This window comes from Microcoleus sp. Pol7_B2 (assembly GCF_036701035.1).
Taxonomy (GTDB): domain Bacteria; phylum Cyanobacteriota; class Cyanobacteriia; order Cyanobacteriales; family Microcoleaceae; genus Microcoleus.
In genome coordinates, this window is record NZ_JAUBQB010000013.1 from 1 (window position 1) to 19,349 (window position 19,349).

A 19,349-nucleotide genomic window follows, 5' to 3' on the forward strand; every position below is an offset into this window, starting at 1 on the left:
TGGCACATCTCTTGATGAAGTTATTCGTGCTTATTGTGCAGAAAGAGTGTCTCATACTTATTTGAAATGACTATACAGTGGAGAAAGCTACTTGATGAAGAGCTGCGGCAGCGCTTTATCTCTTAGGATGGAAATTAAGCGGGGAAATACATTAAAAAGCAATGGGGAATGGCAATGAGGCAAGTTGTAATTGTGGGATCGGGGCCAACTGGTGCGGCACTTGCCTTACTGCTGGTGAAACGAGGTATTGCTGTAACCTTGGTTGAGGCGGCAAAAGATTCCTACCGAGTCTTTCGCGGTGAAGGGTTAATGCCCAGCGGATTGGATGCGATCGCACAAATGGGCTTATCCACTATGCTAGAAGGTGTTCCACACCGACAAATTGATGCCTGGGAGTTCATTGTGGGCGATCGGCAACTATTTCGAGTTGATGAGCCAATGGGATCAAATCGACCTTGTACACTGGTATCGCAACCGCCTTTGCTAGAAACACTAATTTCAGAAGCTCAGTTGCATCCAGAGTTTGAATTTATCCAAGGTGTTCCCGTAAAAGATTTACTGTACAGCAACGATCGCATTGCGGGTGTAAAGCTAGGAGATGGGCGAGAGATTCCTGCTGCACTTGTGATTGGTACAGATGGTAGAAACTCGGTTGTACGACAGCGTGCAGAATTAGAGTTAGTAAAACAGCAGAATAGTATAGATGTTCTGTGGTTTAAACTTGCCGCTCATCCTCGGTTTGTGGCAGATAATGTATTTTATTCTATTCTGAATGGCGGTAGCGGATTCAGTGTTTTTCATGGGGCAGAATCAGGAAAACTTCATCTGGCTTGGGTGCTATCGGCAGATGACAAAACCGATTGGAAACACACAGACTGGGCAGAAACTTTCGCATCGCGATCGCCTGCGTGGATGGCAGAACATTTCCGCAACTGTGCCGATACGCTCGAATCTCCGATGCGATTATCTGTTGTGGTTGGTCGCTGTCCGCGCTGGCATCGACCAGGAATCATACTTTTGGGGGATGCTGCACATCCCATGTCTCCGGTTCGCGCTCAAGGAATTAACATGGCTTTGCGCGATGTAATTGTTGCCGCAAATCACCTTATACCTTTATTGAAAGCAGGGGCTAATTACGAGGATATTGACTTAGCATTATCGCGGATTCAGGCAGAACGCGAACCCGAAATTATTCGCGCCCAACAACTTCAAGCACAAGAAGCGTGGAAAGGCGAACAACTGCGAAAAAATGGATTATTGCGTTTATTGATGATGCAAGCTGCTCCGTTTTTGGGTGAAAACATTAAACAATTTTGGGTAAAAGGACAGTATGAATTGCGCCAAGGAGTAACAGAGGTAAAATTGGTTGTGTGAAAAGAGGAAATTCACAATTAGGAGAAAATTTTATGCGATCGACAAATATCAAAGGACCGATCGGCACTATTCACATCATCGAAGCCAGCCCCCCTGTCACCGCTGCGGAGTCGGAACTGCTGCCGGTGGTGTTCGTGCACGGTATGGCGGTTTCTGCGAGTATCTGGGAGGCGCAGCTTGCCCGTGTCGCCCGTACCCGACGCGCGATCGCCCTTGATATGCGGGGACACGGCGATTCTGCACCGCCGGAGGACGGCAACTATGCGCCCGCCTCCTGTGCAGCGGATGTTTTGGCGGTACTGGATGGGCTGGGACTCGATCGAGTGGTGCTCGTCGGGCACAGTTTCGGTGCCTGTATTGCCCTCGCCACAGCAGCCGCTGCACCGCAGCGCATCGCGCAGTTGATCCTGGCAGATCCACCTGGAGATTTTACCAAGGTGCCTGCAGATGTGTACGAGGAACGCATCGTTCCCTACCAGAGGGCTCTGGAGACGGAAGATTGGGCGGCTGCTGTGGAAAACAGCTTCAATGAGGCGCTGACAGGAAGCACGGCCGATACGCGCGATCGGATTCTCGCTTGCTTGGCGGCGACTCCACAGGATTGTCTGGCTGGAATGTCTCGCGGGATGTTTGCCTTTGAAGCTGTTGATGCTCTCGATCGCTACCTAGCAGCCCCTGGAACGCGGGCCCACGCCATTATTGCTCCCTCAAACACTTTTCCGTTCAGCCTCCACATCCTCCGTCCCACACTGACGACAACGACGCTACCCGATACTGGACACTGGCTGATGCTGGATGCGCCAGAGGCCTTTGCTAGGGAACTGGATATTTGTTTGGGAAAAGAATCGATATGAATGACTCCTCGTTAAGTAGCTACAAACAGCAAATTCTTAATGACTTTAACAACCGTCAAAACTACGAGACAGAGCTTCATATACGGGCTGCAAACCGATTAGTAGAGTTCGCAAAAATACAACCCGGTCAGCAAGTTTTAGATGTCGCTACTGGAACAGGTTTAGCGGCGATTGCTGCAGCTTTTGCTGTTGGTTCCACAGGTCGTGTTTTGGGAACTGACTTTGCTTCGGGAATGCTGCTGCAAGCCGAGCAGAAAGTCGCTGTTTCGGGACTGACGAATATCAGGTTTGAGAAAGTGGATGCAGACGAGCAAGAGTTCCAGGAAAGCCAATTTGATGTTATTTTGTGTTCGTCGGCGATCGTCTACTTCACAGATATTCCGACATCGCTGCGTCGATGGCACAATGCTCTGAAACCAAGAGGGTTACTTGCATTTTCCTGTCTGGCAGAAACCTCCCCTACCGCGTCTGTCTTGTTTCGGAAAGCAGTACAAAGATACGGTATTGCTATCCCGAATCCCAATGAGTTACTGGGAACGCCGCAGAGGTGTTGCCAAATGCTTGACAATATCGGGTTTGAAGACATCGAAATCACGACTGAGCAATTTGGCTTCTACTTGCAAGATGCGGAAGCTGCGTGGACTGGCAATGCCAAGAGTGCATTCGGGCTTCAAAATGTGAAATGGTCAGATGAACAGTGGCAGCAGTGCAAGCTGGAATATTTTACAGAAATAAATGAAGCTTCAACCGCAGCAGGTTATTGGAACGATATCACAATGTTCTTTGTCAGAACCCATAAATCTGGTCAAGTCGATGCACTCCTTACTTAGGAATGAAAATTAAATAACTTACAATTTTGATGGTTCTTGTGGGATGGGCGTCCCGCCCGTCCAGAAAGGGCGGGCGGGACGCCCACCCCACTTTCCTTGTGTAAATTATTTAGTTCGCGATCCTTAACAAATCTTTTTTCAAAGTATGCAGCATATTCACATCGCTAAAATTTCCGAGTTTGATGAGGGATTAATTATCCATTTAATTGAGGAAAGTCTGTCCCAAGGTTTTCAGTTTGTTGAAAGACTGGTTCGAGATTATCGTAATGGTTATAACTGCTTCGACAAGGTTGGTGAAGCTTTATTTATAGCGTCATCGCAGGAAAGAGCGATCGGAATTTGCGGCTTGAATCGAGATCCTTATTTCAACGATCCAAAAGTTGGACGATTGCGGCATTTGTATGTTGAGTCAGTTTGGCGGGGAAAGGGGGTGGGGCGTTTATTGGTCGATCGGCTGATTTACGAAGCCAGTCAGCATTATCAGTTATTGACGTTGCGAACAGATACGCCAGCAGCCGACAGGTTTTATCAAAAATTGGGATTCAAGACTCAGCGCAATTGGCAGCATACGACGCATCATTTACAATTGAGCAAGATAGACTGTGCGTGACTTTTAGTTTTACCACAATTCATCGAGAGTTAAGTTGTGGGGGTTTTTGAGGATGAAGGCGTTGTTGTCTTTGATTAAGTCACCGCTACAGAGAATCGGTAAGCGTTCTTGATAAGCTTTAATCGCCAGGATGTAATCTTTGTCGGCGAGGGAGGTTTGAATTTTCCGCAATTTGTCAGCAATGACGCCTATTAAAGTTATTTCGCCACTTAATTTGTCGGTGTTGGGAGTGTGAATTTGCATAACAATTCCCTGAATTATCGTGTTGGGAATGCTGGTAAGCAGTTCGCTTAAAATTTCAATTTGAGGGCGATTTTCTGCGTGTTCTAGGGTTTGGATTGCCTCGCGGATGCGGGCTGCATAATCTCCCAGGTTTTCCCGGTTAGGTAGCAATATTTCAAATTCTTCTGCATCGGCTGTTGGTTTGTGCCAAAGTGTGGCATTATCTAAAAAAGGTTGGTCTTCATGCCAGCCGTGAGTGTGTAAGTAATTTCTCAGTTGATTTAGCTCGATAGTTTCGAGAGTTTGGCTATCTTTTACGGTGACTTTCATGGTTGAACTCCTTGGCTAATTCCCTCCATAATTGACTGAAGGGCGGCGACTGTAAATTGGTTGATTCTGGGGATGGCGACGGTGACAGCGTTTGTGTTTTGTGTTTTTGGCTTTCCCCGCAGCGAGATCCAATATCCGCAGTTTCTGATGCAGAGTTCTGTTTCCGACTGGGTTAACCAGTCTTCGGGTGTTTCGGGGATTAAAACGACAACTAAAATTCGGGGAATGGCGAAGTCATCCATTCTTAAGTCGTCGTAGTTTTTGAGCTTGAGGGGGTAGCGGATGGAGTGATTGTCTTGGATATCTCTTGATGTAGATTTTAACTGCAATTCTAAGCGAGGTGCTCTAATGGGGCCTGTCCCGCCTTTCGCAGCTACTCCCCAGTCTACGCTATCATCGTCTACGAAAGGTTTGTAGAGGGAATAGCCGGCAATGGTGGTGACAGCTTGCAGGTAGATGTTGCTGAATTGTTCTTTTTGTTGGTTGATATCCACTTTTTAGGTAGCGATTATTCTTGTTAACCTGGTTGGTTTTAAGTCGTAGATAAAATTACATCATGTTGGTTATGGTTTCCTTGATTTGTATCGGTTGGTTAGTGACAATGGAGTAGAGAACATCGGGGTCTAAATCTGCTCCATTTTCCCAGTAAATTGTCCCCCATTCTGGATTTAGTTTGACTTGGTTAAAGTAAGCCAAGTCTTGCAGTGGGGCGAAGATTCCGGTAAATTCGATTAATTGGCTAATGTCAACTACTCCCTCTTGGTTATCTTCAAATTTGAGGTGAAGTTGATAGTTTTCTAATGGTTGAACTGAGCTAATATCTTTGAGCATTGTTTATTCCAAAGGGGCAATAGGTTCTAATGGTGTTTGAAGTCTGGCAAGTTGCCAGTTTTGCATGAGCTCTGTTTGATGAAGGGCTGCCCACTCTACAACTAATCCTAAGATGCGAGGGGAAAGTTTGCCTTCTAGGATTGAGAGGGTTTCGATATCAATGATGGCTTTTTGTTGATTGTAGCGGGCATGAAAGTGCGGGGGCGGGTGGTCGTTATAGTACATCGTGATGATGATGCCTAAAAATCGGCTGAGCTCTGGCATTAGATTGTCTCCTATACAATTCTTTCGGCGTCTTTTTCCAGATTTCGCAAGACTAAATCCGCTCAATACATTCTTTAATATTGCTTAAAACGTGCGTTTTGGTTCCAATTATACTAAAAAATCTACCTCGCTATCTGCTGTTGCTTCACCCCTGGCAACCGAACCAAAAACGCGCACATTTAACGCGCCTGGGTGAGTAGCAATTCTCAGGATATCCGAGCGCTTGGACTTCAGCAATTCCTCAATTCCCATAACTCCACCCCCGCAGATTTTCCGGAATCATCGCCTCTAACTTGGCACTCTCGGCAAATTGCCTCTCCAACTTCCCCGTCAAATGCAGCATCTTCTCGTCCAAACCCTCCTCCTCCTCCTCCCAAGCCTCCGCGCCGACATACCTCTGAGGAGTTAAAACCTAACACTTACCGTTTTCCTTTTTTGTTGCCTTTTGACTCCGCACAAGTGTTACAACTCTTCTGGAAAGTACATTTGCAGCAAATCTGCCCCGCCCTAACCCAACTGGCCAAACTTCTCCAGAACTTAGGTAAAAAGCACCTAAAGTATGATGCGAAACTCGGGCAAAACTCTTATTGTATAAATCCATCGGGCATTAAACCGATATCCACAACCGCTAAGATTTATTGCCAAAAATTAAATCTTTCCGGCGAAAAGTTGCTATTTAATGAATAAGACTTTACAATCCAACAAGGTAAATGAAACTCTCAACGAGCAGGCCTGCAAGCACTAACCCGAAATGGGTCGCAAGTGCCAAAAAGCAGCAAAAGCTACCTTTTTTAACTCTTTCAACAGCAAAGCATTGGCAAAAAAACCAGGGATCGACGGTTGGCATCTTGGAACGAATGCTTTGCTAGCAATACTACATATGTATTAAAACTTGTCTGCAAAAATTTAGCCCCAAGAGAGGCCTAGCTGCAACTCTTGCTGCGTCAGGTTTTAGTCTCTAATTAGGCTGGTTTTATTGTCTTTAACTACTTGAGGATTCGATCGCATGATTTCGATTTCTACAACTCAATCTGATGTGGTACCTTTGCCTTCGCCAACCGTAACGGCTGCAACCCAAAGCACCGCGGCTGCAGCAACTGGGGTCTGCGTGACGGTTCACGGTCACTTTTACCAGCCACCCCGGGAAAACCCTTACCTGGACGCGATCGAACGCCAAGCCAGCGCCTCCCCCGCCCACGACTGGAACGAACGCATTGACATCGAGTGCTACCGCCCCAACGCCTTTGCCCGCATACTCAACGATCGCGGCGAAGTCACGGGGATCGTCAACAACTACGAGTATATGAGCTTCAACATCGGGCCGACCCTGATGAGCTGGCTCGAACGCTACGACACGGAAGTCTACCAGCGGATTCTGGAAGCCGATCGCAAAAGCTGTCAGCGGCTGGGTCACGGCAACGCGATCGCCCAAGTATACAATCACATCATCATGCCGCTGGCTAACGAGCGAGACAAATACAGCCAAGTTCGCTGGGGGATCGCAGATTTTCGATCGCGGTTCGGTCGCGATCCCGAAGGAATGTGGCTCGCCGAAACCGCCGTAGACTACGCCACCCTCGAAGTTTTAGTCGCCGAAGGCATCCGCTTCATTGTCTTAGCCCCCTCCCAAGCAGAACGCTGCCGCCCGTTCATCGGGCAAAACGAAGAAGGGGAACCAACCGCAAATTCCGAATGGCACGAAGTCGGCGGCGGCCAAATCGATCCGACTCGCCCGTACCGCTGCTATTTGAAACCAGAAATGCGGTTGCTGGCCGACCACCAACTCTCGCCGCTGAGCTCTCACCATTTTGGCCGCAGGCACTTGCAAAATACCGAAGCCCCACCTCCCAACACTCCCTACATTGATATCTTTTTCTACGATGGCCCGATCTCGCGGGATATGGGCTTCAATGACGTGCTCAGCAGCAGCCACCACTTGGCCGGGCGCTTGGGTCAAGCAGTACGGGGAGACCACCGACCGGCTCAATTAATCTGCGTGGCGACGGACGGCGAAACTTTCGGCCACCACAAAAACGGTACTGAAAAATGCCTCGCCTACGCCTTCACAGAAGAGTTTCCCCGTCGAGGCTGGACGGTGACAAATTTTGCTCATTATTTAAGTCAAAATCCTCCCGCTTGGGAAGTGGAACTCAAACCGGTGACGGCTTGGAGTTGCTCTCACGGGGTCGATCGCTGGCAAGATGATTGCGGCTGCGGTGGCGGCGGCGAGTGGAACCAAAAATGGCGCCGCCCTCTGCGGGATACTCTCAATTGGCTGCGCGATCGGCTGATTCCGATTTACGAAGAAGCGGGGCGCAAGCTGTTTAGCGATCCATGGAAAGCCAGAGATGAATATATTGAGGTTATCCGGGATCGATCAGCCACTAATGTTGACAGTTTCCTTCAACGCCATCAAGTGCGCGAACTCGATGCCTCCGAACAGGTGGACGCCCTGCGGCTGCTGGAAATGCAGCGCCACGCCCTGTTAATGTTCACTAGCTGCGGCTGGTTTTTTGAAGAAATCTCGCGGCCAGAAGGCGTGCAAATTCTGCGCTACGCGGCCCGGGCGCTGGAATTGGCGGCCGAAGTTACCGGCGTCCAGCTAGAAAAGGATTTTGTCGCTCAACTAGCCCTCGTACCCAGCAACGTTGACTGTTTTAAAACAGGGGCAGAAGTTTACCGCCAACTGGTGGTGACAGCCCAAATTAGCCTCCGACAAGTGGCCGCCCACTACGCGATCAGTTCTCTGTTTGCCAAATATCCCCGCGAACAGCGAGTTTACTGCTATCAGGCCGAGCAGCAAGATTTCCAAATTCAGCGCATGGGATCGATGACTCTGGCTGTGGGCCAATTGCAGTTAACCTCGGAAATTACGCGGGAAACAGAGATTTTTGTGTTTGCTGCGTTGCACCTCGGCGGCTGGGACTTCCACTGCTGCATTCAGCCTTTTGGCAGCCGCCGGTCTTACACTATGCTCAAAGAGCGGTTGTTTGGAGTTATGCAAGAAGCTTCCGCGTCCCACGCGATTCTGGAAATGGTGCGGCTGTTTGGGGATCAGTCCTTTAGCTTGCGGGATTTGTTTGCTGAGGAACGCCACCGGATCGTGCAGTTGCTGAGTCAGGAAAACTTGACTCGCTTGGATCAGCTTTACACTCAGGTTTACCGCGAAAATTACGGGGTGATGATGGCGTTCCACCGCGACGAGTTGCAGGTGCCGGTAGAGTTGCAGGTGGCTGCTGAGGTGGCTTTGGGACACCGCTGTTTGACGGCGGCCAAGGCCCTGGAACAGGAAACCGAGGATGTGGAACCGCTGCTGGCCGAAATTGAGGCGATCGCCACTGAAAGCGGCCATCTCCGCTGTCGGTTGAACGTTCCCGAAGTCAAGGAAATTTTGGAAAAGATGGTTTGGCGATCGCTTGAGGCGCTGCTGCAAGCAGGATCGGGCGCGGAGGATCGCTCGCCTGTCAACTTAGAAGCTGATATCCGCACGATCGAGCGTTTGATTGCGGTGGGCGATCGGCTGAGTCTGGGTTTGTGTCTGGATCGATCGCAGGAACTGTATTTCAATTCTCTGTACACTCAAATTGTGCCTCTGTGTTTGGGCTGGCTGCAACTGCAAGATGCCTCGGCGGGCGACAGTGTGGTCGCTGCCGTTGCCTTGGGGATTGCAGGTTCCGGCGTCGGCTGGGACTTGTCTTCGATCCGGCAGTTGCTGGAGTTGGGTCAAACCTTGGCCGTTGATGTTGAGTGTTGGTTAAATCAGTTAAATTGATTGTTTTTCGATTAAACCAAATCAATTCTCGCCCTTGAAAATCCGCCCGATCGAGCTTTAAAGCTCGATCGGGCCTGCGGGTTCAACCGAGAATCATCAACATTTCGGCTGACGTGGATCGCGGCTGGGGATCGAAGCAGCGATACGGAACCGCCAACTTTGTTTAAGTTTTCGCTCTACTTGTGGGAAGATAAGAAGACTGTCGGCAAAGCCTACAAGTGTTAAGCACCCCTAGGCTTTGCAGAGTTTTGAAGAGAGAACACTAAATATAAGTCTATGAAAGTTGGCGATCGCGTTTGCATTAAAAACTCTGTTGTTGTCTACCACCACCCTGAAAATCGCAGTCAACCATTTGATATTAAGGGTATGGAAGGAGAAGTCGTGGCGATCGTTCACGAATGGCACGGCCGACCTGTCAGTGCGAATTGGCCGATTCTAGTACAATTTGACAAAAAATTTCGAGCTCACCTGAAAGAGGATGAGGTCGAATTGATATCTTCGGAAGTCTAGCTGTCTCCAAAGTAGAAGCCGGAGGTCAAAGACAATATTAAATCCGGTCAGTCGATTTTAGATTTTAGATTTTAGATTTTAGATTTACTCCACAGATGAATCTGGAAGCTTGAACTAGAGTCTAAAATTTTGCGCCGATGGCGACTCCTGTAGGAAAGCAAGTATCCGCTTTTGGGCGGGAGTCATATAGCTGTTGTACAGTTTGTAGTCAGGACTTCAGTTTTTTCTGTAGCTTTTAGTCGATCGGCGGGGCTACAGTCCTTACTACAAACCATCTTTTTTATTGAATCCTTAATTTTTCGACCGTCCGCGGCTAAACCAACCGAAGATATTCAAATCTCCCTGCATTTTCTGCAATTCCTGCTGATGCTGCTTGGCTGTAGCGTAATACCACTGGCAGTGAAGTTCTAGTTCTTGACGGTACTTAATTTCATCGTAAAACTCGCGGACAATTTGGTGTCTCTGAAAAATTTCGGCCGCGGGAGTCGGTTCTGGGGCAATGTTTTGCAACTCGTGGGGCAGCATGATTGTTTGGGGGCGACGGTGGCTAATATTGGCTTTAATGACTTTAAGCTAGCACACTGAATCAATTTTGGATTTGGGAAGTGGCTTCACCGTTGAGACTACTTAAATTCTTCCATCCAAAATCCCCAATCTAAAATTCTGTTAAAGCCATCCCCGCAGCCGATAAACGATCAAGCCGATGTATTCTTTCAAAGCTTTAGTTGACTGGTTTAACTGATAGGTATCCGGCAATAAATCCAGTGCGACTGCTTGCCAATTGTTTTGGGATGCTGCGATATCCTGCTGCGTTATCTGGAAGTCTGTGGGTGCGGGAATTGCTTTTATTCCTTGACGCTTGAAAATTAAGAGCGATCGAGTCATGTGCATCGCCGATGTCACTAGCAAAACCGGCCCTCTTATGCCTTTAGCATCTAAAATTTTCCGCACGTTGACGGCATTTTGATAAGTGTTGTGTGAATCGGGGTCTTGCAGAATTGCTGATGCCGGTACACCCATTGTTTGGGCAATTTCTGCCATGTCTGCCGATTCGGGAGCCCCGCCGCCTTTCCAATCTACTCTACCGCCGCTGAGAATGAGCAGCGGAGCTTTGCCTTGCCGGTAAAGTCGGGAACCGTAGATTATTCGATCGCCCGCTTCCGCTAATTCTACCCAAGGACGGGGAGGTAAAGCTGCTTTGACACCGCCGCCCAAGACGATAATCGCTTCAGCTTGAGGGAGTTCGGCGGTTGGTAAGTTTTCCCATTCGAGCGCTCGAACTAACGATTTTGAAACCCAACCGCTACTTCCGAGCAGTAAAATAATTAGAGCCGCAGCAATTGGCACCGCCGCCCATTTCGGACGCTTCCAAAGTGTGATTAAAGCCGCCATCATTAACAGGCAACTCAATCCCAAAGGATAAATAAACAGCGGCAGGAGTTTCGACAGAAATACAAACATTCAGCAAGTAATTCAAATTGCTAGTTAGCGGTAATGGGTAATTGGTAATGGACTCTCGTTACTCGCTAATCTGTAATTAGTAATTTAGGTGGCGGGAGTTGTTAATTTTTAGTATTGAGTTTTGAATTGTGAACTCTTTAACTTAAAGCTTAAAACTCAATACTAAAAACTATTTTCGGTGCTAGCGACGATCCTCTGGTCCCGACAACCAGTCTAACAATGTAGGAGCTTCACGCCTAGAGGTTTTGCTATATAGTTTGCTCTCGGTTTCCACTACTTCTTTATTGAGGATAGCATCCGAGCTTTTATCCTTGGAACGCATATTCGGGTTGAGTAGTAGTTCGTTGTGCCACCAAGCGACAATTAAACCTGCTGCCACACCGCCGATGACACCAAGACCGAGACTCACGGGCAGGTAACATCCTACTAAGCGAAACCCAACGGTAAACAACACAAACCATATCAGCGCGGGGCTAAACCCCTTGGAGTCTCCGGTAAATTTTGGCATGAGCTGCAAGTTGTGTTTGTAATAACACAGAAAGATATTGACAATATTAGCAGACAATCCAATTCGCAAGGGCGATCGCTCTGCAACTACTCTCCACAAATCAAGTTTAATTGTACCTCTAAGTCTTGGGCGGTATCTACAATCTTTACAGAAATTTGCTCTAATTCTGTAAAAGGTTCAAAAGCTGCTTGCTGCGAACTCAATAGTTCGGCTGTCGCGTCGGCAATATCGCCCCTGCGCTGTTGCAGTCGTTCTCGCAATACTTCAAATGGTGCGGTGCAGTAAATAATTTGCAGGGGCAAGCCGTGGGATTGAGCCTGATTAATTGCATCGGTTCTCCAGTTTTGGCGATCGAACTTTGCATCTAAAATCACATCCCAACCTCGGTCAGCCAGCACTATCCCCAACTCTAACAATCTACCATAAGTCTGCGCGGTCATTTCATCCGAATACAAATCTTGCCCGCCGCGTTCATTTAAAGGAATTTCGCCTAAATGTTTGCGAACCGCATCCGAGCGAATGTGAATTGCCCCTGTGTGGCGGGCCAAATATCGAGCTGCTGTACTCTTGCCAGAACCTGACAAACCCGACATCAAAGTTAACTTCCCTTGGCGCGGTTGCGTGTATTGCCAAGCCAGTTTATAGTAATGAGCTGCTGTCTGTGAAATCTCTGCTTTTTGGGCAGTTGAAATAGCGGCATCGTCCAACATTAACGAAGTTACTTTCGCTCTAACATAAGCTTGACGGCTCAAATACAAAGGCAACAGTTGCAGTCCTTCCCAATCCCCTGTTTGTTCGATGTAAGTATTGAGAAAAGCATTGCCCAAGTCTCTGCGCCCCCGCGACTCCAGATCCATTACTGTAAAAGCCACATCGTACATGACATCAACAAAGCGAAAAGGCTCGTTAAATTCAATGCAGTCAAACAGCAATATTGTATCTTGCCAGAATGCTATATTCCGCAAATGCAAATCTCCGTGGCACTCGCGAATTTTATTGTTGGCAATCCGCAGGTTAAATAACTCTTGATTGGTCGCAAAAAAAGCATCAGTATAATCTTTAGTTTCCTGATATTGTCTCTGAGTCTGCGGCCCGCCGATATATTTTTGCGAAATCCGGTAATTGTTATCTATTGCTGTGCGAATCTGACTGACTTCGCCAAATGTGCGAATGTAGCTGTTACTAATTGCCCTGCTGTGAAAGTTGGCAACTTCGCGCCCTAAGTCTGCCATAAGTTGCTCTGTTAACAGTCCCCGTTCCAACAAACTAAGCAACAGCGTATCTTGAGGAAACTCCCGCATTTTTAGCACATATTCTACAGCATTTTCTGTAGATTTTAGTGCTGGTAAGTTGCTGCCAAATTGAAACGAATCCCCAATTTGAATAATTGGCAAAACTTTTAGATAAATTTCCGGAGCCGTGCGTCGGTTCAGCAGCAATTCTTCGTTGCAGAAATGCTGCCTTTTCTCCACAGTTGAATAGTCCAAAAAGCCAAAGTTGACTGGTTTTTTGAGTTTGTAAGTATACTCTCCTGTCAGCAAAACAAAGGAAGCATGAGTCTGAATTAGCTGCACTGGTTCTGCCACCCCATGTGGGTAAAACCCGGGCTGCAACATTTGCTGAATCAGAGGTGGGAGACAAGTATCAGTCATATCAATTTTAGATTTTGGATTTTAGCTTAGATCGATTTGGGCTTGGAGATTTAGATAAAGATAACTTAAAGAAAATAGATGTTGAGTTGAAGTCGATTTATTATAAAGTTGATAATTAGTGTAAACCAAAAATTACTGATGACAGAAAACAATCAAGATTCCCGCTCCGTGGATGTGTTTGGCGTGGGAAATGCCCTGGTAGACATCCTAGCATTGGTGGAAGATGAATTTGTACTCGGCCACGGGCTGAATCGCGGCGGGATGACGCTGATGAATTCGGAAACGCAGGGGGGGATTTTGCACGATTTAGAACACAATTCGCTGCAAATGCGATCGGGCGGTTCGGCGGCAAATACGATGATTGGTTTGGCTCAAAGTGGCGGTAAAGCGTATTATTCTGGCAAGGTTGCTAAGGATACTAACGGGGAATTTTATCGGCAAGATTTGCTGGCGGCGGGGATTGATTTTAACGTGCATCCTGCTGAGTCGTCGAAGGAACCCACTGGTACTTGTGTAGTGCTGACTACGCCGGATGCGGAACGCACCATGTGTACTAATTTGGGTGTTTCTACTACTCTGGCGGCGACGGATATTGATGTCGATCGCCTGAGTCACTGCAAGTACAGTTATGTTGAGGGTTATCTTTGGGATGCTCCCGATCCGAGAAAGGCTAGCATTGAGACGATGGAACAGTCTAAGCGTCTGGGTGTGAAGGTGGCTTTTACTTTTTCGGATGGCTTTTTAGTCGATCGCTTTGCTGATGATTTTCACAAGGTGGTTTCGGAATATTGCGATGTAATTTTTTGCAATGCTGATGAAGTTCGGAGCTTTTTTAAGGAAGAATCTTTGGAAGAGTGCGCTCGGAAAATGAGCGAGATTTCGGATTTGGCTTTTATCACTAATGGGGATAAAGGCTGCATGGTGGTAGAGAACAAACAGATTGTGGATGTGGCTGGATTTCCGGTAAAGGCGATCGATACTGTGGGTGCTGGCGATGCTTTTGCGGGGGGTGTTTTGTTTGGAATTACTAACGGTTTGAGTTCTGTACAAGCGGCTCGCTGGGGCAATTTCTTGGCTTCTAGGGTGGTGCAGATTCACGGGCCTCGGCTTGAGGGTTCTCAGGCTCATCTTTTGAGTGAGGTAATTTCTGGTTAGGAATTGAAATGGGCGATCGCACTTTTTTGCGTAAGGGCGATCGCTCTTTTTTGAACCGCAGATAAAGGCAGATGAACGGGGATGAAGGCAGATGGAGCAAGGGCGATGGTGTTAAAATCTGTGAAAGCTTAATTAACCGCACTTGAAATGCTAACAACTACATCGTTCACGGAGATAGTAAATAGGGCTTGAATCACCAATCAATTGCTCTCCTGATTGCCCATAACTTATTCAGCCAGACCTATTTTAGCTGTTTTTTTTTGCGCCTGACAACCTTTTGTGGGTCAGACAATCCATAGAGTGTTTACTTTTCCAACTTATTAAACAAGCCCTAAGTAGGTGTAAGGTGTACCGTGCGCTTTCTACAGATAGAGTTAGCACGTAATTCCTAAACTTTATTTCATCAGATAGGGAGGTTCAGATGACCCAAATAAATCCCGATCGCACTACTGGTACAATTGCGATCGACGTTTGCGCTCAATCAAACGGGCAGTATGTTTGTCAGATTTCATCGTCTCTAAGCGATCGCCCTGATGATACCATGAATTTTTACGGAGAAACGAAAGAACACGCGATCGCGATCGCTCTAGAACATTTAGCCGAAGAGTATCGCGAGAAAGCAGAAGAGTCTCAGAATATAGATTCGCTCGCCGTGGAAATTTCCGATTCTGAAGAATCAACTAATAAATATTATCATGTGATTGTACACTACGAAGAAATTGCGGAAGCAGAATCTAAGTTTGAGGCAGTACACAATACAATGATGGGAAATATGATAGTTGAGAATGCCAGAATTGCCGCCATTAAGATTTCTCCAGATATTGAAATCCAGCCGTTAGAGCACTCGGGATATTGAGCGATCGGGACTTACGCGCAGAGACTATATGTAGGGTGCGTAGTGCGAACCTTACCCCTACGCATCAACGATCGAAACGTGAGTTTGAGGCAATCGACTAGAAGCGATCGCATAATTTCAAATACCCATTAATCCAGGTTTCGGAGGCAAATACGGACCGAATACCCCACCTACTACACCTATTGTTTGTGGTATCTTTCTGCTGTCTCCTTCCAAAAGAGTTTCTCCCTTCACATTTAATTTAGACGAACCCGAACCATCTAGCATCATTACTTTATTAGCTCCAAAATTTTTGAGAGTATCACCAGCATTATTTTGAGTGGATTTGTCAGAAGTAAACAGTAAAACACTCTCATTAATCCCATCAGAATCATGAAGATCGCCAACACCGATGAATGTTCTTCCCTGTTCCGTATTCCGTGATGCTCCATACTCTATAGGATCGTAGCTGACCAGAATATTTTTGGCTGAAGATGAATCGAAAGTGTTACTATTGTAGTCTTTGATAGTTGCCCGATCGGAGAACAACTCTAACATGAGTAGACTGTCTGCTTCCTCTTGGGTTTTAGCACCAGTGCTTGCTCTTTGCCCATCAATTTTTAGAGGGTGAATAACTTGAGCGCTGGTATCCCAGAACCAGCCTCCAAACCAAAAATTGTTCACAGTATCCAAAGGTCCTTGATCGAAGTATTGACCGTTGGTAACAGAGAAAGCCCGCGAATTTGCTCTTGAAAAATCCGACCATGCCTCATCAATAGTTTGAGTCTTAAACTCAGGACTGTTGCCCTGCTCAGTAATTTCTCCATGAAGGAACTTGACGGAGGCTCCTTTGCTTAGATCTACAACTTGTACGTAGTCAGAGCCTCTGCGATAAAAATCAATACCTATTGCACTAGGCAAAGTCTCGAAGCCATTGGGAATAGTTCGCGGTTTTTCAGGTTTTGTACCGCCTTCAGTGTTGCCGCTGTTGCTATTTTCTCCCGGCTTGCTGTCGCCAGGATTGGATGGTTTACCAGGCTCTTGGTAAGCAGTCGCCTTGTTGCCATTCCAGTAAATGTGACCGTTCTCAAAGTATTGAATCTTGTTACCGTTACCCCGATCGATCTCTCCGCTCTTGGGAACTCCCAACCTACCATCCAATCCGCCTGTTTTCAAGTATTCTTGGCGGATCGCACCGTAAATTGGAAAAGTTCCTTTGGAACTGCTGACGATCGAGCCACGCTCAAATAGTTGATAGCTGACATTACCTGAATAGTTGGTAACATCTGAAGTAGGTTTGCCGATCGTACTTTGATACTTGTCGTAAACCGGATAGAATTTGCCAGCAATATTGTGACCGTTGATAGAGGTTGAATTAGGTGACTGTTGCTCTGGCTTTTCGATCGAATTGTCACCGCCATCAGATGCCGCTACTTCTACAGGAACCTCTATTTTTTGACCTTCAGAAATTACGTTGGGATTAGAAATGTTGTTGTGTTTGGCAATGAATTTGTAGTAATCGGGAGCAGCGCTGCCCATTGTTTCTCTGGCAATTTCGCTGAGACTATCTCCGGCTTGAATCGTGTAAGGTTGCCACTCATAAGATTTGCCGTTAAATCGATCGGCAGTAGCTCGTTCCATTGGCTTCACGAGCCCTTCGTAACCCCAAGTTTCAGGTGTTGCGAATTCTGCGCGAGTGCTCGATTGCGGTGCAGTTTCCTTCGCTAACTGCACGGCTTTATCTAAATTCAACAATCCAAAACCTGTTTTCCGATCCCAACCCGGTAAATTGACATCGATCGCACTTTGTTTGAGAAGATCAATTACTTGGCGATCGCTCAATTTAGGATTGCTTTCCCACACAACAGACGCCATCCCAGTCGCTTTCGCTGCTGCAAAAGAAGTTCCCGTAAGCGCATCTAGATCGTTGTCCCCCTCGGCAACTACAGCATCCAAACCATAGCCGTAACTCGAATAGGACGATCGGCGCACTCCGTCAAACGCCCCAACAGTCATAATATTGTCAAACTCCTGGGAAGCTTGACCCAAAACCGACATCACACCGCCATCGTTGCCAGCAGCAACCACCAGCAGCACTCCATTCTGACGAGCATATTCTAAAGCCGCCCGCTCTCTGGGCGTCAACTCGTAGCGCGTCGTCACGTTGCCCTCGCCGTTAACTTGAGTTAAGTCTAGGCTGAGGTTGACAATAGAATTCTGCTGCCCTTGTGCCTTGGCTTCATGCACAAAATCTGTCAGCGACAAGTCCCACTGCCCGGAACCGCTGGCGCGTCCCAGCCAAACAGGAGCGCGATCGTTAATACCGTCAATGCCAATATTATTACCTGCGCGAGCGCCAATCAAACTCCAAACAGCCGTGCCGTGTTCGTTTTCTGCGTCAGACGACACTAAAGGATTGTTGTCATTGTCAATGCGATCGCGCCCCAGTGTCACTTTAGAGTAGTCAAGATCCGGATTGTTCGCAGCAAACCCACTATCGATAATCCCAATCAAAGGCAGGCTGGGCTTCTCTGGTGGCACAGGCGGTTCCGGCTCAGCGGGCGGTTGAGTTTCAGCCGGTACCTGGGTATCATCAACAGGCGGTGTTGGCTCTACAGGCGGTGTTGGCTTTACAGGAGGTGTTGGCTCTACAGGTGGCGTTGGGGCTACAGGCGGTGTTGGCTCTACAGGCGGTGTTGGCTCTACAGGAGGTGTTGGCTCTACAGGTGGCGGTGGAGCCACAGGCGGTTTTGCCTCCGCAGGTGGCGTTGGCTCCGCAGGTGGCGGTGGAGCCACAGGCGGTTTTGCCTCCGCAGGTGGCGTTGGCTCCGCAGGTGGCGTTGGCTCCGCAGGTGGGGGTGAGGCTACAGGCGGTGTTGGCTCCGCAGGTGGGGGTGAGGCTACAGGCGGTGTTGGCTCCGCAGGTGGCAGTGGGGCTACAGGCGGTGTTGGCTCCGCAGGTGTTGGCGCAGGTGCAGGTGTTGGCGCAGGTGCAGGTGTTGGCGCAGGTGCAGGTGCAGGTGTTGGTGTGGGTGGAGGCGGTTCTGTATCCGCAGGCGGTTTGCGCTCATCAGGCAGTTTTGAGGTGACATAATCGATCAATTTCTTACCGCCTTCAGATTTAGTCCAATCCTTAGCCGGAGCGATAACTTCTTTCACCTCGACCGCTTTGCCTGTCGCACCCGTCAAACGGAAAATCACATCCTCGTAGTCGTAATCTGACTTCGGAGTAATTGATCGATCCTCGATCGCGAATGTCTTACCATCGCCAGTAATATCTGCCACCTGACCCAACAGCCAAGCATCATCCGCGTCACTGCTAGATAGCGAAAACAGCGGACGATTATCGCCGCCAATATCCGGTTTATCAAATACTTCTTTAACCGTGCCATCCGGCACCAGCATCACAGCAAATGCTTCTCCAGGAGTCATCGCAAACTTCTTCACACCTTTGTAGGGCCCGGTGTTCAGATTTACCTTCCCTAAAGTACCCCTGAATTGAGGATCTGTTCCTTCTGTAATATCAGAAATCACGACGTGACCCAACACCGAATTACTCAGAGCCCTTTTTGCAGCTTCCTTGATAAACTCCTCAGAGCCTGGAGTAAATTTCTCCATACCCTGCAAACTAAATATGGCTAATTGTCCTTTAAATCCGCCGCCATCATACAGGAAATCAAAGCCTACTTCACCGGCAGGATCGGACGTAAAAAAACCGGAGTCAACCTTCAAACCTGTGAGTGGGTCAACTTTGTCATTTGCCGCCAGACTAATCTGATAGGTTGTGTCGGAGGAGATGGGAGAAACTTTGAGAGTATAGTCTCCTGCGCCCAAATTATCGGTACTGAGAGTTCCGGGATTTTTGCCGCTAGTTGAAATAGTTTCGATCGGCTTTCCTTGGCTGTCGAGCAGTTCCATTTTCAGACCGCCGCTAAAACCTTCAGCCAAGACTTGGAAACTGCCTGCAGCAGGACGATTGAAACGATAAATGTCTGTGGAATCGAGCTTACCAACGAAATCGATATTGAAATAGTTATCGTTAAGACTGCCGAGTTGAATGTTAGACATTTTGCACCCTGCCCACAAACTTACTTGTATTTTAATCAGTCGGCATAATTGAGCGATCTAGTTTCAATACATC

At 47.7% G+C, this 19,349-nt stretch carries 17 protein-coding genes and 1 pseudogene; 8 read left to right on the top strand and 10 right to left on the bottom strand.

Annotated elements, in window-relative coordinates; translation table 11 throughout:
• The first annotated feature begins 174 nt into the window (after nt 1–174).
• The 4 genes from QUA57_RS07535 to QUA57_RS07550 all read left to right on the top strand — a co-directional run bounded on the left by QUA57_RS07535 (nt 175) and on the right by QUA57_RS07550 (nt 3,668).
• On the top strand, nt 175–1,374 hold the full coding sequence (locus QUA57_RS07535; RefSeq protein WP_333251024.1) for an FAD-dependent monooxygenase: 1,200 nt from the start codon (nt 175–177) through the stop codon (nt 1,372–1,374).
• A 32-nt stretch (nt 1,375–1,406) separates the two neighbouring features.
• A complete protein-coding gene (locus QUA57_RS07540; RefSeq protein ID WP_333060202.1) occupies nt 1,407–2,228 on the top strand; it encodes an alpha/beta hydrolase in 822 nt (273 codons plus the stop codon).
• Nucleotides 2,225–3,058 (top strand): class I SAM-dependent methyltransferase, encoded by an 834-nt coding sequence (locus QUA57_RS07545; protein WP_333060201.1) that lies wholly within the window; start codon nt 2,225–2,227, stop codon nt 3,056–3,058. Before QUA57_RS07540 ends, QUA57_RS07545 begins: the two co-directional genes overlap by 4 nt.
• Before the next feature lie 145 nt (nt 3,059–3,203).
• A complete protein-coding gene (locus QUA57_RS07550) occupies nt 3,204–3,668 on the top strand; it encodes a GNAT family N-acetyltransferase (RefSeq protein ID WP_333060200.1) in 465 nt (154 codons plus the stop codon).
• 9 nt (nt 3,669–3,677) lie between these two features.
• Here QUA57_RS07550 and QUA57_RS07555 read toward each other — a convergent pair whose 3' ends face one another.
• From QUA57_RS07555 to QUA57_RS07575, 5 genes and pseudogenes are all read right to left on the bottom strand, one after another.
• Nucleotides 3,678–4,220 carry a hypothetical protein gene (locus QUA57_RS07555; protein ID WP_333060199.1) on the bottom strand — a complete coding sequence of 181 codons (543 nt, stop codon included), beginning with the start codon at nt 4,218–4,220 and terminating at the stop codon, nt 3,678–3,680.
• Nucleotides 4,217–4,714 carry a DUF4365 domain-containing protein gene (locus QUA57_RS07560; RefSeq protein WP_333060198.1) on the bottom strand — a complete coding sequence of 166 codons (498 nt, stop codon included), beginning with the start codon at nt 4,712–4,714 and terminating at the stop codon, nt 4,217–4,219. Before QUA57_RS07560 ends, QUA57_RS07555 begins: the two co-directional genes overlap by 4 nt.
• 55 nt (nt 4,715–4,769) lie before the next feature.
• On the bottom strand, nt 4,770–5,051 hold the full coding sequence (locus QUA57_RS07565) for a DUF2442 domain-containing protein (protein ID WP_333060197.1): 282 nt from the start codon (nt 5,049–5,051) through the stop codon (nt 4,770–4,772).
• Between the two features lie 3 nt (nt 5,052–5,054).
• Nucleotides 5,055–5,315: a DUF4160 domain-containing protein gene (locus QUA57_RS07570; protein WP_332984565.1), complete on the bottom strand. Its 261-nt coding sequence runs from the start codon at nt 5,313–5,315 to the stop codon at nt 5,055–5,057.
• 111 nt (nt 5,316–5,426) lie between these two features.
• Nucleotides 5,427–5,567: pseudogene (locus QUA57_RS07575) on the bottom strand (nucleotidyltransferase family protein); the annotation flags it as partial.
• A 754-nt stretch (nt 5,568–6,321) separates the two neighbouring features.
• Between QUA57_RS07575 and QUA57_RS07580 the strand changes: the two are divergent.
• Nucleotides 6,322–9,087: a DUF3536 domain-containing protein gene (locus tag QUA57_RS07580; RefSeq protein WP_333060195.1), complete on the top strand. Its 2,766-nt coding sequence runs from the start codon at nt 6,322–6,324 to the stop codon at nt 9,085–9,087.
• Nucleotides 9,088–9,363: 276 nt separating this feature from the next.
• Complete coding sequence (locus QUA57_RS07585) at nt 9,364–9,597, top strand: ferredoxin-thioredoxin reductase variable chain (protein WP_006635793.1); 234 nt, start codon at nt 9,364–9,366, stop codon at nt 9,595–9,597.
• Between the two features lie 291 nt (nt 9,598–9,888).
• Here QUA57_RS07585 and QUA57_RS07590 read toward each other — a convergent pair whose 3' ends face one another.
• The 4 genes from QUA57_RS07590 to QUA57_RS07605 form a co-directional block, all read right to left on the bottom strand.
• The gene (locus tag QUA57_RS07590; RefSeq protein ID WP_172186607.1) at nt 9,889–10,122 is read right to left on the bottom strand and encodes a hypothetical protein; all 234 of its coding nucleotides are present in this window, start codon (nt 10,120–10,122) and stop codon (nt 9,889–9,891) included.
• A gap of 141 nt (nt 10,123–10,263) precedes the next feature.
• A complete protein-coding gene (locus tag QUA57_RS07595) occupies nt 10,264–11,058 on the bottom strand; it encodes a YdcF family protein (protein WP_333060194.1) in 795 nt (264 codons plus the stop codon).
• Between the two features lie 181 nt (nt 11,059–11,239).
• Nucleotides 11,240–11,566, bottom strand: coding sequence for a hypothetical protein (locus QUA57_RS07600; protein WP_333060193.1), 327 nt, complete (start codon nt 11,564–11,566; stop codon nt 11,240–11,242).
• 86 nt (nt 11,567–11,652) lie between these two features.
• On the bottom strand, nt 11,653–13,218 hold the full coding sequence (locus tag QUA57_RS07605; protein WP_333060192.1) for an AAA family ATPase: 1,566 nt from the start codon (nt 13,216–13,218) through the stop codon (nt 11,653–11,655).
• 138 nt (nt 13,219–13,356) lie between these two features.
• On the opposite strand from QUA57_RS07605, the gene QUA57_RS07610 reads away from it, so the two are divergent.
• Nucleotides 13,357–14,373: an adenosine kinase gene (locus tag QUA57_RS07610; RefSeq protein WP_333060191.1), complete on the top strand. Its 1,017-nt coding sequence runs from the start codon at nt 13,357–13,359 to the stop codon at nt 14,371–14,373.
• Between the two features lie 421 nt (nt 14,374–14,794).
• Nucleotides 14,795–15,229, top strand: a complete 435-nt coding sequence (locus QUA57_RS07615; protein ID WP_333060190.1) for a hypothetical protein — start codon at nt 14,795–14,797, stop codon at nt 15,227–15,229.
• 117 nt (nt 15,230–15,346) lie between these two features.
• Here the strand turns inward: QUA57_RS07615 and QUA57_RS07620 are convergent, their stop codons facing one another.
• Nucleotides 15,347–19,276: a S8 family serine peptidase gene (locus QUA57_RS07620; RefSeq protein WP_333060189.1), complete on the bottom strand. Its 3,930-nt coding sequence runs from the start codon at nt 19,274–19,276 to the stop codon at nt 15,347–15,349.
• Between the last annotated feature and the right edge of the window lie 73 nt (nt 19,277–19,349).

Bases quoted from the DNA above. Each gene is read 5' to 3' on its own strand.
- QUA57_RS07535 (WP_333251024.1), top strand. From the start codon at position 175: ATGAGGCAAGTTGTAATTGTGGGATCGGGGCCAACTGGTGCGGCACTT.
- QUA57_RS07540 (WP_333060202.1), top strand. From the start codon at position 1,407: ATGCGATCGACAAATATCAAAGGACCGATCGGCACTATTCACATCATC.
- QUA57_RS07545 (WP_333060201.1), top strand. From the start codon at position 2,225: ATGAATGACTCCTCGTTAAGTAGCTACAAACAGCAAATTCTTAATGAC.
- QUA57_RS07550 (WP_333060200.1), top strand. From the start codon at position 3,204: ATGCAGCATATTCACATCGCTAAAATTTCCGAGTTTGATGAGGGATTA.
- QUA57_RS07555 (WP_333060199.1), bottom strand. From the start codon at position 4,220: ATGAAAGTCACCGTAAAAGATAGCCAAACTCTCGAAACTATCGAGCTA.
- QUA57_RS07565 (WP_333060197.1), bottom strand. From the start codon at position 5,051: ATGCTCAAAGATATTAGCTCAGTTCAACCATTAGAAAACTATCAACTT.
- QUA57_RS07570 (WP_332984565.1), bottom strand. From the start codon at position 5,315: ATGCCAGAGCTCAGCCGATTTTTAGGCATCATCATCACGATGTACTAT.
- QUA57_RS07580 (WP_333060195.1), top strand. From the start codon at position 6,322: ATGATTTCGATTTCTACAACTCAATCTGATGTGGTACCTTTGCCTTCG.
- QUA57_RS07585 (WP_006635793.1), top strand. From the start codon at position 9,364: ATGAAAGTTGGCGATCGCGTTTGCATTAAAAACTCTGTTGTTGTCTAC.
- QUA57_RS07590 (WP_172186607.1), bottom strand. From the start codon at position 10,122: ATGCTGCCCCACGAGTTGCAAAACATTGCCCCAGAACCGACTCCCGCG.
- QUA57_RS07595 (WP_333060194.1), bottom strand. From the start codon at position 11,058: ATGTTTGTATTTCTGTCGAAACTCCTGCCGCTGTTTATTTATCCTTTG.
- QUA57_RS07600 (WP_333060193.1), bottom strand. From the start codon at position 11,566: ATGCCAAAATTTACCGGAGACTCCAAGGGGTTTAGCCCCGCGCTGATA.
- QUA57_RS07605 (WP_333060192.1), bottom strand. From the start codon at position 13,218: ATGACTGATACTTGTCTCCCACCTCTGATTCAGCAAATGTTGCAGCCC.
- QUA57_RS07610 (WP_333060191.1), top strand. From the start codon at position 13,357: ATGACAGAAAACAATCAAGATTCCCGCTCCGTGGATGTGTTTGGCGTG.
- QUA57_RS07615 (WP_333060190.1), top strand. From the start codon at position 14,795: ATGACCCAAATAAATCCCGATCGCACTACTGGTACAATTGCGATCGAC.
- QUA57_RS07620 (WP_333060189.1), bottom strand. From the start codon at position 19,276: ATGTCTAACATTCAACTCGGCAGTCTTAACGATAACTATTTCAATATC.